At 68.9% G+C, this 11,961-nt stretch carries 11 protein-coding genes and 2 pseudogenes; 6 read left to right on the top strand and 7 right to left on the bottom strand.

Translation table 11 applies throughout. The annotated features are described in order from the left end of the window. The first annotated feature begins 355 nt into the window (after window positions 1–355). A complete protein-coding gene (locus tag ABZV38_RS37240) occupies window positions 356–937 on the top strand; it encodes a hypothetical protein (RefSeq protein ID WP_356332995.1) in 582 nt (193 codons plus the stop codon). 236 nt (window positions 938–1,173) lie between these two features. Here ABZV38_RS37240 and ABZV38_RS37235 read toward each other — a convergent pair. The 4 genes and pseudogenes from ABZV38_RS37235 to ABZV38_RS37220 all read right to left on the bottom strand — a co-directional run. Beyond that, a pseudogene (locus ABZV38_RS37235) lies at window positions 1,174–1,494 on the bottom strand (DUF6000 family protein); the annotation flags it as partial. Window positions 1,495–1,522: 28 nt separating this feature from the next. Beyond that, window positions 1,523–2,248 (bottom strand): HEAT repeat domain-containing protein, encoded by a 726-nt coding sequence (locus ABZV38_RS37230; RefSeq protein WP_356332993.1) that lies wholly within the window; start codon window positions 2,246–2,248, stop codon window positions 1,523–1,525. After that, the gene (locus ABZV38_RS37225) at window positions 2,245–2,634 is read right to left on the bottom strand and encodes a CPCC family cysteine-rich protein (protein ID WP_356332991.1); all 390 of its coding nucleotides are present in this window, start codon (window positions 2,632–2,634) and stop codon (window positions 2,245–2,247) included. Before ABZV38_RS37225 ends, ABZV38_RS37230 begins: the two co-directional genes overlap by 4 nt. A 333-nt stretch (window positions 2,635–2,967) precedes the next feature. After that, the gene (locus ABZV38_RS37220) at window positions 2,968–3,702 is read right to left on the bottom strand and encodes a carbonic anhydrase (RefSeq protein WP_356332989.1); all 735 of its coding nucleotides are present in this window, start codon (window positions 3,700–3,702) and stop codon (window positions 2,968–2,970) included. A gap of 306 nt (window positions 3,703–4,008) precedes the next feature. Here ABZV38_RS37220 and ABZV38_RS37215 point away from each other — a divergent pair, with 306 nt between their 5' ends. Both ABZV38_RS37215 and ABZV38_RS37210 read left to right on the top strand, forming a co-directional pair. Further along, the gene (locus tag ABZV38_RS37215) at window positions 4,009–4,509 is read left to right on the top strand and encodes a levansucrase (protein ID WP_356332986.1); all 501 of its coding nucleotides are present in this window, start codon (window positions 4,009–4,011) and stop codon (window positions 4,507–4,509) included. A 15-nt stretch (window positions 4,510–4,524) separates the two neighbouring features. Then, window positions 4,525–5,007 (top strand): cupin domain-containing protein, encoded by a 483-nt coding sequence (locus ABZV38_RS37210; protein ID WP_356332984.1) that lies wholly within the window; start codon window positions 4,525–4,527, stop codon window positions 5,005–5,007. A 57-nt stretch (window positions 5,008–5,064) separates the two neighbouring features. On the opposite strand, the gene ABZV38_RS37205 is transcribed toward ABZV38_RS37210, so the two are convergent. Next, window positions 5,065–6,162: a threonine synthase gene (locus tag ABZV38_RS37205; protein ID WP_356332982.1), complete on the bottom strand. Its 1,098-nt coding sequence runs from the start codon at window positions 6,160–6,162 to the stop codon at window positions 5,065–5,067. A 253-nt stretch (window positions 6,163–6,415) separates the two neighbouring features. Here ABZV38_RS37205 and ABZV38_RS37200 point away from each other — a divergent pair, with 253 nt between their 5' ends. Next, window positions 6,416–7,999 carry a S8 family peptidase gene (locus ABZV38_RS37200; RefSeq protein WP_356332980.1) on the top strand — a complete coding sequence of 528 codons (1,584 nt, stop codon included), beginning with the start codon at window positions 6,416–6,418 and terminating at the stop codon, window positions 7,997–7,999. Between the two features lie 117 nt (window positions 8,000–8,116). On the opposite strand, the gene ABZV38_RS37195 is transcribed toward ABZV38_RS37200, so the two are convergent. Then, a complete protein-coding gene (locus ABZV38_RS37195; RefSeq protein WP_356332978.1) occupies window positions 8,117–9,490 on the bottom strand; it encodes a glycoside hydrolase family 18 protein in 1,374 nt (457 codons plus the stop codon). A 294-nt stretch (window positions 9,491–9,784) separates the two neighbouring features. On the opposite strand from ABZV38_RS37195, the gene ABZV38_RS37190 reads away from it, so the two are divergent. Beyond that, window positions 9,785–10,537: a GntR family transcriptional regulator gene (locus ABZV38_RS37190; RefSeq protein WP_356332975.1), complete on the top strand. Its 753-nt coding sequence runs from the start codon at window positions 9,785–9,787 to the stop codon at window positions 10,535–10,537. Here ABZV38_RS37190 and ABZV38_RS37185 read toward each other — a convergent pair. Beyond that, on the bottom strand, window positions 10,530–10,679 hold the full coding sequence (locus ABZV38_RS37185) for a hypothetical protein (RefSeq protein WP_356332973.1): 150 nt from the start codon (window positions 10,677–10,679) through the stop codon (window positions 10,530–10,532). The two genes, ABZV38_RS37190 and ABZV38_RS37185, sit on opposite strands and share 8 nt — an antisense overlap. 152 nt (window positions 10,680–10,831) lie before the next feature. Between ABZV38_RS37185 and ABZV38_RS37180 the strand changes: the two are divergent. Next, a pseudogene (locus tag ABZV38_RS37180) lies at window positions 10,832–11,866 on the top strand (hypothetical protein); the annotation flags it as partial. Between the last annotated feature and the right edge of the window lie 95 nt (window positions 11,867–11,961).

The raw sequence follows: 11,961 nt of genomic DNA, 5'->3' as shown, positions 1-11,961 counted from the left end.
ACGCAATTTCTTCCGGAGTCACACGCATTCAACGACACATTGAACCCACAGGACACGCACCACCAACACTGACCTGACCAAGCCCTACTAGGGCCTGACCGGCAGATCAGGTTGCATGGAGTGACCTCGCCGCCTCGGTGCTGACGAGCGGGGTCTGGTGCGTGCAGATGCAAGGCGGAGGAGCGAGTCGACGCGGAGCGTCGGCGACCGACGACAGCGCCGGAGGGGGCCCCTGGTCCTTAAGACCTTGGGGGAGTGCCTGCCAGGGCACGCCGCGGCGGCAAGATCCGCCGGACAGGCCCTAGCGATTGCGGCCGTCAAGGGGGGTGTTGTTCTGCTCATCCATAATCGGCGCATGGATGTCGTGGGGATACTTGAGGCCGCCTCGCTGCTGGTGCCCGAAGGCGTTGCCATCGACAACGACATCACTGTTTCCGATGTCTGGGACTACCTCGCGCACGACGAGTGGGAAGTGGCGCTCGACCTGCTCCAGGAACTGGGTGACGGATGGACAGTGCCGACGGGCTTCTGGGAGCAGCTGGAACGCGCGGCGGTGATGCTGGGGCTCGAACGGAGCAGGGAGTGGTGCCGGTGGCGGGGTGTCGAGACGCGAGTGGGCGTCATCCGGGCTGATCTCGTACTCCTCCCTGCTGGTGAGACGTTCCGGCGTACTCCGATTCCCGGAGCTGGGGTGCTGCGGCCGATGTGGGACATCGGCCACCGGAGGGAGGACGGGGCATCCGACCTGGACATCGCCCGCGTGTGGGTCGAGTTCGCTCCCGACCTCGCGCCCGGCGCTCGGGCTCCAGTGCGCCTCCTGCCCCTGACGCCGGCGCGGTGGAGGCACCTCGCCCCGGGCGACCGGATCACGCTGTACGAGACCGCGGTGGCCGGCGGGACGGCGTCGATCTTGGAGGTGCACCCTCCAGAGGTGTAGGGAGAGTGGGCAGTTGGGTAGCGGGGCGCGCCTGTCGTTTGCCGGCCGCCTCGGTGGGCTGAGCGTCGCTGCAGGACCCGCGGTGGTTGTTCCACTGCGGTGACAGTGCCGCGTTCCTGGGGGCGGTGGGGGCGGCCGAGTTGGCCGCGTTCCCGGATGCGCTGGAGATGTTGCGCAGCAAGGCCGGCGTATGGGGTTGGCCTGCCGAGGCGGGCCAGGGCGAAGCAGTAGCCCTTGCCGGAGTAGCAGACCACGCTGTCCAGGAGCAGGCCGCCGATGCGTTCGCGGAAGGTGGTGCGGCGGCTGATGCCGATCAGCCATGCGGCGGTGAGGCGTACGCGCCACTCGAAGCCCAGGAGGGCTTCCAGCTCGGCGTCGGTGATCGTGGTGGCGTCGTCGACCAGATGGTGGGTGAAGCGTTTGGCGTGCCGCCACCCCGGGCGCAGGAAGCGTGAGCCGTTCAGTTCGAGGTAGCGCGCGTGCTCCGAGTCCTTCCTCGTCACATAGCGCTTGATGACGTGGCCGTAGCCGATCTCCTCGGGGTGCTGGAACGGCATGTGGTCACCTTTCGTGCGGTGGGAGGGCTCAGGGGTGGAGGTCGGTGCGGTCGATCCACGTGATGGCGACGAAGATGTTCTCGCCGACAGGTGCTTCGGAGGCTTCCAGCAGGGACCAAGCGCGTGCTTCTTCGACGAGTTCCCGCCAGGCCGATGTCCAGTCGAGCTCCCAGTCCAGGCCGGTTCCGGGGGTTCCGTACGTCCGCCCACCCTCCACCCGCCAGAACTGGGAGTAGAGGATCACCTGGTCGTGGTCGGCGAGGTCGTTGATGATCTCTTCGAAGTGAGCTGAGGGCCGGCCGGGGGCGTCAGCGTCCGTCATTACGTGCAGGCGGGCGGCGAGCGGAGGCACGACGAGGGTGCGGGCGCAGAGTTCGGTCAGGGCCCAGCGGATGCCAACGGGCTCGCTCCAGTCCGGTGGGGTCGCTCGTTCCAGGCAGGCGCGGTAGACGCGGCGCAGCGGCTCGACCGCGCCGTCGATCTCCAGGTTTGCCAGCGCCTCGGCCGCCCATTCCCCGACGGTGGGGTCGTCGTTGTCCAGCAGGGCGACCAGGGCGGGGCCGCAGCGTCGGTCCGCTACCTCTTCGAAGACCTCGATGGCGGTCAGCTGACCGAATCTGCCCAGGGTGGGCAGTCCGTCGGTGATCGTGAGGGTTGCGTCACGACCGATGCCGACCAGCTGCACGCGGGCGGCGTACGAGGCGTCGTCGTCACCGTCGAGCTGTTGGACGAGGGCCTCGATGGGGGACGTCATGATGCTGCCGGGTGGTCGCGGCGCCAGAAGGTGGGGAGCCACCAGAAGAGCACCGAGCGGTCATCGGGCCACGGGGCGCGGTCCTCGGCTTCCCAGTCCTCGAATGAGTCGCGCGTCAGGTCGATGGGGCGCCAGGCAGGGTCGAGCGGCTCGTCCTCGGCCGGAGGGCGGACGTACTGCCGACAGTGTTGGTCGCAGGCGCCGACGTCCTGGTAGTTGTGCTGGGCATCGATCAGGGAGACCTTGTTCGCTCCGCCGTCCATGGTCGGCCAGCGGAACTGGACCCCGTCGTCCTCCCAGAAGCAGACGGGGCAGATCTCGTAGGAGCCGGGCATGTCGTCGAGCACGCGGTGCCCGCAGCAGGGACAGGGGTAGCAGTCGCTCACCTGCGCAGTCTCGTTGCAGGTCCCGCCGGTGTGCCATGGATTTCTCTGCCTCGGCACCGGCCGGTCCGCAGAGAGTCCGCAGAACACCCGTAAGCGACCGTCGGGACCCAACGCGCGCTGTGTGCGGCTCCGTCACAGGTCAGGACCGGCCCGCAGACATTCCGCTTCAACGTCTGATCGGTTCTGTACAGGTCGGAAGGGGCCGGGCGCTGCTGAGCCCGGCCCTCTCCGCATCCCCGTGCCGACATGGTGCTGACGTCCGACTGCTTCGGGGCGGTCCCGTTAGTCCTCACCGGCACCGGCCCGACACGCCCATCCGTTCCGTCCGGCCGGTCAGGAAGGCGCGCCGGCCAGGACTTCCACCTTGCCGGTGTCGAGGGAGTAGTAGGCGCCGACCACGGCAAGGGCGCCCCTTCCCACGAGTGGGGCCAGGTCCTCGTTGGAGCGCAGGTCGGCCGCGGTCAGTTCGACCTGGGCGCGGGCCATGGTCTCGACCGGGTCGGTACCGCCTTCCCGGGCTGCCTGCTCGTATGCCGGCCGCAGAGCCTTGGCGATCGCCTCCAGGTTTCCCGGCAGTGGTTTGCCGTCGCGGATGGACTTGTACGCCGCCTCGATGGCGCCGCAACGCTGATGCCCAAGGACCACGATGAGCGGAGTGCCGCTCGTCATGGGCCCGTACTCCACGGAACCGGTGACCACCGGGCCGACCGCCTCCCCACCGGTGCGCATCACGTAGAGGTCACCCAGCCCGGTATCGAAGAGGAGCTCGGGCGGCACCCGGGAGTCGATGCACGAGAGGATCGACCCGAACGGCTCCTGCGCCTGGGCTACGAGCTCGCGCCGGTCCGGATCCCGGTCGGGATGTTCAAGGTCTCCGCTCACCCAGCGCTTGTTGCCGTCCATCAGCCTCGCGAATGCTGCGGCGGGCGTGGCCGGCCGGGCTTGTGGCGAGGCGCTGGTGGCCGACGGGGCGGCGCTCGTCGATGAGCACCCCGCAAGCGCGGCCGTGGCGACCACAAGTCCGCCGGCGAGCAGAGTCCTGCGATCCGGATGTCCCGTCCTGTCCATCGGTCGTTCCCCTCAGTCCGCTGAGACACGTCCCTACGTCTTGACCAGGGCGATTGTTCAGCGCGGCGTGGGAACCCGACGGCAGGCGCAAGCGGACGTGGGCTGCTTTGCCACCGACGGCCCACAGATCAGGCCCGGGCGGCTGCTTGAACGCGGTGAGGCCCGAGGCGGGCCTGATGGGCACGGCTGTGGCGGATGAGTGAGGCCTTCCGGCCAGGTGCCGGCGACCAGGGGCCGGCGCGCTCCATGACATCGGCGACGAGCCCGGGCTTTCGTGCAGTGCCCTGCCCGTGGACAATCGCGGCCATGAGCGAAGAGTCGATACGGAACTGCCTGGCCTCGGTCGAGAGCCGGCTGGCGGCCGACGGGTGCGGGCCGCGGTGGGAGGACTGGGCGGGCGCGCCTGTCCTGGTCGGCCGGAGGGCCGACTTCCGGATGCGGTGGGCAGCCACCAACCTGCATCTGTTCACCGTGGCCGCCGCCGTACCCGAGATCACCGTGCCGGTCATCGACACGTTCACCACGCAGGTGCTCACGTACGCCAAGAAGAACAAGGGCGGGCTGCCCGTCGGCATGCAGACCGGTGTCGCCTGCTTCCCCGTGCTGGTCAGCGACCGGATCGACCCGGCCGCGATGGCCTGGGCGGAAGAGAAGCAGCGCAATCGGTTCGCCTGTTTCGCCCGACCGGTCGTCATCGACAGTGCCCGGGGATACGTGGGGATGTACCGGGGGAAGCCTGCCATCGGGCGCGCCTATGCCGGGCACCTCATAGAGAAGGGTGCCCGCTACTTCCAGCCACAGGCCTGAGTCGAGGAGAACGGTATGTCGTATCCGGAGCCGATCTACGCGGACGGCAAGGGGGAGATCAGCGCCACGTACCGGCCGGCGGGCACGGCCCCGAATCTGCAGTCGCGCACCGGCAGTGCCACCCACTATCTGGCGACCACCGAGACCACGCACGGCGAGTTCGGGCTGTACCGGATGGACATGGCGCCCAGAGCCGGCGGCCCGGCCACGCACTTCCACCGGTCGATCTCGGAGTCGTTCTTCATCCTCGACGGGACGGTGCGGATCTACAACGGCGAGCGGTGGGTGGACGCCACGCAGGGCGACTTCGTGTACGTACCGCAGGGTGGGCTGCACGCCTTCCGGAACGACTCCGACGCACCGGCGTCGATGCTGCTGCTGTTCACGCCGGGCGCGCCCCGCGAGGAGTACTTCGAGAAGGTCGCTCAGGCCGCCGAGTGGTCGCACGAGGAGCGGACCGAGTTCTTCATCAAGCACGACACGTACTGGACGGACTGACCGGCATGAAGGGTCACCTGCATGCCGGTCGTGGCGTGCAGGTGCCCGCATGCGAGGTCAGGGCGCCAGGCCCGTCTTGAGGCCCGCGCCGCACAGCGGTACGACGACGCTGCGGTCCGTCCAGTCGCCGACCGCCGCCCAGCAGGCGACACCGGTCGTCTCGACGTAGAAGCCGCGGGCCGCCAGATCCAGCTGCGCCTTGCGGATCTGATCCTCCGTCACCGTGAGGAAGGTGCCGCCGGACTCCCGTACCGCCGCCAGGATCTGGCGTGCGCGCGGCGGGCGGGGGATGGCGATGCCTTCGGCGAGTGTGGGGGCTGCCGCACGGCCGGGACCGTCGAGCAGGTCGTCCGTGCCCGCGTGGAAGGCGGCGGCCAACGGTGACACGGCCTCGGCCTGTACGGCGACCAGCGCCGGCCGTTCGTCGATCAGGCCCTGGGCGTGGAGTTCCGCGGTGGCCAGGGCCGCGCCGAGGAGCAGCGTGCCGTTGCCGACCGGTACGGCGATGGCGTCGGGGAGCCGGCCGCCGAGGTCTTCCCACATCTCGTAGACGTATGTCTTCGTGCCGTGCAGGAAGTACGGGTTGAAGACGTGCGAGGCGTAGAAGGTTCCGGGGGAGTCGGCGGCGGCCCGGGCGGCGAGTGCGGTGGCCTCGCGGTCGCCGGGGACGATCTCCAGATGCGCGCCGTGGGCCCGGATCTGCTCGGTCTTCTTCGGGGAGGTGCCCTCGGGGACGTACACCGTGCAGGGCAGCCCGGCCCGTGCACAGTAAGCGGCGACGGCTGTTCCCGCGTTGCCGCTGCTGTCCGCGACGACGCGCTCGGGGGAGAGACGGCGGGCCAGTTCGGCGAGCATGACGGCGCCGCGGTCCTTGAAGGAGAGCGTCGGCATCAGGAAGTCGAGTTTGGCGGAGACCGTGCCGGTGAGCGGCACGAGCGGCGTGCGGCCCTCGCCGAGGCTGGTGGCCGGCGAGGAGAGGGGCAACGCCTCCTCGTAACGCCACAATGAATTGACGCGTCCCGACAGGGAGTTGAACGAGAGTCGTCCGGCGGGTTCGAAGTCGAGGTCCCAGGGGCCGCGGCAGACCGGGCAACACCAGGTCAGGGCGGTGGTGTCGGCGCGGGTGCCGTCCTGCGGGCAGAGATAGGTGGCCATGCCCGCCAGCATGTCAGGCGTGTGCCGGGCGCATGGCGAAGGTATGGCGCACCCCACGGGGCCCTTGTGGGATTCCTATGGATCGGTCAATCTTTCGCTGTCGGCGGGGTGATGGGCAGCGCGGAGCCCAAGGCCATGGATTGTCATGGCCATGATCTTCGCCCTGCTCTCCGTTCTGTCTCCGTTCTCAGTCCCTGCCTCTGCATCCTGTGCAACCCCCATCAGCGCACCGCAATCGAGGAGGACCCCTCACATGTCAGTGATGCGTCACACCCCCCACGCGCGGCGAAGATTTGCCGCGGCGAGCGTCATAGCCGGCGCCGCCCTCGTGCTCTCCGCCGCCGCGACGTTCCCCGCCACTGCGGCCGGGGCGGCCGCAGAAGGCCGGATCGAGAACGCCGGCGCCCCGGGCACCATCAGCGGCAGCTACATCGTCACGCTCGACGAATCGGCGGCCGAAGCGGGCTCCGCACAGGGCAAGGCCCTGGCCGAGGAGTACGGCGCCAAGATCAAGAAGACCTACCGCGCGGCACTCAACGGCTACGCGGTCGAGCTCTCCGCCGACCAGGCGAAGAAGTTCGCCGCGGACCCGGCCGTCACGTCGGTCGTGCAGAACCGGACCTTCACGGTCTCCGGCACCCAGCCCTCGCCGCCCTCGTGGGGACTGGACCGGATCGACCAGAAGACGCTTCCGCTGAACCAGAGTTACACCTACCCCGAGAAGGCCGGCGAGGGTGTCACCGCGTACATCATCGACACCGGCGTCCGGATCACCCACAGCGACTTCGGCGGCCGGGCCTCGTACGGCTACGACGCGATCGACAACGACAACACCGCACAGGACGGCTACGGCCACGGCACCCACGTGGCGGGCACCGTGGCAGGTTCCTCGTACGGCGTCGCCAAGAAGGCGAAGATCGTCGCCGTCCGGGTCCTCGACAACAGCGGCTCCGGCACGACCGCGCAGGTTGTCGCGGGCATCGACTGGGTGACGGCGCATGCCGTCAAGCCTGCCGTCGCCAATATGAGCCTCGGCGGCGGGGCGGACTCCGTGCTCGACGCCGCGGTGCGCAACTCCATCGCGTCCGGAATCACCTACGCCGTGGCCGCGGGCAACGAGTCGACCAACGCCTCCACCAAGTCACCGGCACGTGTCACCGAGGCGATCACCGTCGGCTCCACGACCAGCACCGACGCCCGCTCCGGCTTCTCCAACTACGGCAGCGTGCTGGACATCTTCGCCCCGGGCTCGTCGATCACCTCGGCCTGGAACACCAGCGACAGCGCCACCAGCACGATCTCCGGTACGTCGATGGCGACCCCGCACGTCGCCGGCGCCGCGGCCCTCTATCTGGCCGACCACGCGAGCGACACCCCCGCGCAGGTCTCCGCCGGACTGGTCGCCGCGGCCAGTACCGGAGTCGTGACCAGCCCGGGCACGGGTTCGCCGAACCGGCTGCTGAACGTCGGCACCGGCACCACGACTCCGCCGGGACCGAAGTTCGAGAACACGACGAGTTACACCATCAGCGACAACTCCACCGTCGAGTCGCCGGTCACCGTCACCGGGGTCACCGGCAACGCACCGGCGGCGCTGAGCGTGCCCGTCAACATCACGCACACCTACATCGGCGACCTGAAGATCGACCTGGTCGCGCCCGACGGTTCGGTCTACAACCTGAAGGCGTACGGAACGGGCGGCAGCAGCGACAATGTGATCACCACCTACACGGTGAACGCCTCGTCGGAGGTGGCGAACGGCACCTGGAAGCTGCGGGTCAGCGACAACGCGGCGGCCGACACAGGGAGAATCAACTCCTGGGCCCTGCAGTTCTGATGCTGTGTCCGTAGGGCATTCGTGAGTTGCTGAACGTGTGGGGGCGACCGCATCGGCGGCCGCCCCCACACCCTCGCTGTCCGGAAGTGCCCGGGGGCCTCGCGGGTACGGGTACCCCTAGCGCCGGCTGAGGCCCTGGTCGACGGCGGTCATCAGCTCGCCGTCGTCCGTGTCCCCGTCCAGCGACCAGAACATCGCGCCGCCCAGACCGTGCTGACGGATGTACGACGTCTTGGTGCGCAGGACCTGCGGGTCGTCGTACGTCCACAAGGTGGTGCCGTCGAACAGCCACGCGTGGCCGTTCCTGACATCCCGGTGGATTGTGTACGTACCGGATTCGGCCAGCTTCTTGAGGGCCTTGTAGTCCTCGTAACCCGCCGCCCAGGTGGCGGGTGCGGGAGCCGTGGCGGGCCGGCCGAGACCGTCGCCGCCGCCCGTCACGCCGGTCCACCCCTGACCGTAGAACGGCATGCCCATCACCAGCTTGCGGGCGGGGGCGCCGCGCCCGATCCATTCGCGGACGGTCTGGTCGACGCTGAAGTCGCCCTTCGCATACAGCGCGGACTGCTGCGCCGTGGTCGTCTCGCCGGAGACATGGAAGTCGTAACCCTGCAGGTTCACGAAGTCGAAGTCCCGCATGATGCGGCGGACGTCGAAGCCTGCGTCGATCTTGGCCGGGGCGGTGGGGACGAACGCCGACAGCTCGTAGTGCTTGGGCCTGCTGCTGTGCCCGTGCCCCTTGCCCGCCTTGGCGGTGCTCTTCGCATAGGCGTCGAGCTGGGTACGGAACTCGTGCACCAGCGCGGTGAAGTTCCGCTTGTCCTCGGGGCGGTAGACCGTGTCCGTGTCGCCGGCGGAGCCGGGCCACTCCCAGTCGATGTCCACGCCGTCGAAGAGACCGGCTGCCGCGCCGTCGCCGCCGCGCGCCCCGTCGACCGGCAGATTGCCCTTGACGTACAGGTCGATGCAGGAGGAGACGAAGGCCTTGCGGGAAGCGGCGGTGCGGGCCGCGTCCGAGAAGTGGGTGGACCAGCTCCAGCCACCCAGGGAGATCATCACCTTCAGGCCGGGGTGCTTGGCCTTCAGCTCGCGCAACTGGTTGAAATTTCCCGCGAGAGCCTGGGTGTCGGTGTCCGCGGCGCCGTCCACCGACCCTGCGGCGTCCAGCGGACGGACGTAGTCCGCCCAGGCGTCGGCCTCGCCCGGCACATTGCCGGTGAAGCACGTGCCGTCGGCGCTCACGTTGCCGAAGGCGTAGTTGATGTGGGTGAGCTTGGCCGCGGCGCCGCTCGTGTCCAGGTCCTTGACCTGGAAATCGCGTCCGTAGACGCCCCATTGGGTGAAGTAGCCGACGCGCTTGTAGTCGGCGGAGCCGGAGGTGCGGGCGGGGGAGGTGGAGCCTCCGGAGGCGGAGGCGGCGGGGGCGATCCCGGCCACCAGTGAGAGGGCGCAGGCAGCAATGGCCATTCTGGACAGGGTTCTTCGACGCATGGGGCCCGTTCCTGTGGGTGCGCTGAGAGGTGCGAGAGCCGTGCTGTGTGGTGAGGAAACTATTGGTCTGGACCAAAAGGGGTCAAGGGGTTGGCGGTGATCGAGCCCGATCGAGAGGTTCCGCGGCGCCGTACCGGGCCGAGCGTGGCCGAGATTCCTGTGGCGACTGGGGCCTGGATATGCGCAGGGCAATGCCAACAGTCATCACTTCGGGTGAAACTTTGGCCTGTGCTTGCGGTCCACAACCGACGGTTGCCAGGCTGTTGCAGACTGTCAACCTGTTGGGAGTGGCCTGTGACATTCGGTGAGCAGCCCGCCTATCTGCGCGTTGCGAGCGATCTGCGGGAGAAGATCGTCAATGGTTCGCTGCCGCCGCATACGCGCCTGCCGTCGCAGGCCCGTATCCGCGAGGAGTACGGGGTCTCGGACACCGTCGCGCTGGAGGCGCGCAAGGTGCTGATGGCGGAAGGTCTGGTCGAGGGACGCTCCGGCTCCGGTACGTATGTGCGCGCACGCCCGGTCCCGCGCCGCATCGCCCGCTCCGGCTACCGGCCGGACGCGGGAGCCAGTCCGTTCCGCCAGGAGCAGACGGCGGAAGGGGTGCGGGGAACCTGGGAGTCCCGCAGCGAACAGGAGGAGGTGAGCCCGGAGATCGCCGACCGCCTCGGTATCGAGCCGGGGGACCGAGTGATGCGTACGAGATACATCTTCCGGGAAGCGGGGGAGCCGATGATGCTCTCCACCTCCTGGGAACCCCTCGCGATCACGGGACGCACCCCGGTGATGCTGCCGGAGGAAGGCCCGTTGGGCGGCTGCGGGGTGGTCGAGCGGATGGCCGCGATCGATGTCGTCGTGGACAACGTGGTCGAGCAGGTCGGCGCGCGCCCGGGGCTGGCGGAGGAGCTCCTGGCGCTCGGTGGCGTGCCGGGCCATGTGGTGATGGTGATCGGGCGTACGTACTACGCATCGGGGCGGCCGGTCGAGACGGCGGACGTGGTGGTGCCCGCCGACCGCTACCGGATCACCTACCACCTTCCCGTCAGGTGACCGGTGTGCCGAGCCCCTGCCGGGTCACCGGTACGCCGAGTCCCTGCCGGGTCGCCGGTGTGCCGAGCCCCTGCCGGGTCACCGGTACGCCGAGTCCCTGCCGGGCGAGGGGTGCGACGAGTTCCTGTCGCGTGTCCGACACTCGGACGGTCTGTCCGGCGCCCGTGATGACGAGTTAACGCCCGCTCAGTTCTCGTAACCGAAGGGCAATCACTGGCTGTAACGGCTTGTCATGTCCCACTCTTACCTTCCCGTTCGTACCCGCACACCGGACTGACGAACGGGAAGTCACCGATGACGGACACTGCCGGCCCTGCGACGACGACCGAGGCCCCGGAGGCGAAGCCCGCCGGGGTCCCGGAAGCAGCGGAAACCCAGGCCGCCACGCCACCGCCCCCCAGGCGCAGTTACGCGAGGCTCGCCGCCGACGAGAGCCGCGAGGACTACTCACTCCGCTACGCGCCGCACTCCTTCCGGCGCTGGTCGCCCTCGATGGTCGCAGGCACCGCGCTCGGTGGCATCGCCTATCTCGCCGACTTCGCGATCGGCGCCTCGATCGTCTTCACCTACGGCTTCACCAGCGGGTTCGCCTCGATCCTGACCGCCGCGACGATCATCTTCCTCACCGGCATACCGATCGCCCGGGCCTGTGCGAAGTACGGCCTGGACATGGACCTGGTCACGCGCGGCGCCGGTTTCGGCTACTTCGGCTCGACGCTGACCTCGCTGATCTACGCGTCCTTCACCTTCATCTTCTTCGCCCTCGAAGGCTCGATCATGGCGCAGGCCATGCACCAGGCCGTCGGGCTGCCGGTCGAGCTCGGCTATCTGCTGACCACGCTGATCGTCATCCCCATCGTCTTCCGTGGCATGGGGGCGCTCGCCAAGGTGCAGGCGTGGACCCAGCCGATCTGGATCGTCGGCATGGTCCTGCCGTTCGTCGTGCTCGCCTTCGAAGCCCCCGACGCCTGGGGCGCATTCGGCTCCTTCGGCGGTACGGAGGGTGCGGGTTCCGGCTTCTCCTGGATCGGTTTCGGGCTCGGTACGGGCGTCGCCCTCTCGCTCATCGCGCAGATCGGTGAGCAGGCTGACTATCTGCGCTTCATGCCCGCGAAGACCGAAGCCAACAAGCGGCGCTGGAACCTTGCGGTGCTCGCCGCCGGGCCCGGCTGGGTCGTCATCGGGGCGGCAAAGCAGCTTGGCGGTGCGCTGCTGGCGTTCGTGGCCCTGGAGGCGGTCGGCGCGACGCACGCACTGGAGCCGATCGCACCGCAGATCGAGGCGCTGAAGCCGTGGCTCGGCTCGTTCGCCCTGCCGGCCGCCGCTCTGTCACGGCAGCTGTAGATGCGGTCGTGTGACGCGTCGGTGCTGGCCAGCTGGGTGATGGGGCGCCTGCGGGCATGAGTACGGCCACCGTGATCATG

The sequence above is a fragment of the Streptomyces sp. NPDC005181 genome (assembly GCF_040608395.1).
In the GTDB taxonomy this organism is placed as follows: Bacteria; Actinomycetota; Actinomycetes; order Streptomycetales; family Streptomycetaceae; genus Streptomyces.
Note: the sequence above shows the minus strand (reverse complement) of the source record. Positions and strands in the feature narration are given on the sequence as shown.

Excerpts from the sequence above, each read along its gene's own strand:
- ABZV38_RS37200 (WP_356332980.1), top strand. The coding sequence starts at position 6,416 with ATGTCAGTGATGCGTCACACCCCCCACGCGCGGCGAAGATTTGCCGCG.
- ABZV38_RS37220 (WP_356332989.1), bottom strand. The coding sequence starts at position 3,702 with ATGGACAGGACGGGACATCCGGATCGCAGGACTCTGCTCGCCGGCGGA.
- ABZV38_RS37205 (WP_356332982.1), bottom strand. The coding sequence starts at position 6,162 with ATGGCCACCTATCTCTGCCCGCAGGACGGCACCCGCGCCGACACCACC.
- ABZV38_RS37195 (WP_356332978.1), bottom strand. The coding sequence starts at position 9,490 with ATGCGTCGAAGAACCCTGTCCAGAATGGCCATTGCTGCCTGCGCCCTC.
- ABZV38_RS37230 (WP_356332993.1), bottom strand. The coding sequence starts at position 2,248 with ATGACGTCCCCCATCGAGGCCCTCGTCCAACAGCTCGACGGTGACGAC.
- ABZV38_RS37215 (WP_356332986.1), top strand. The coding sequence starts at position 4,009 with ATGAGCGAAGAGTCGATACGGAACTGCCTGGCCTCGGTCGAGAGCCGG.
- ABZV38_RS37240 (WP_356332995.1), top strand. The coding sequence starts at position 356 with ATGGATGTCGTGGGGATACTTGAGGCCGCCTCGCTGCTGGTGCCCGAA.
- ABZV38_RS37210 (WP_356332984.1), top strand. The coding sequence starts at position 4,525 with ATGTCGTATCCGGAGCCGATCTACGCGGACGGCAAGGGGGAGATCAGC.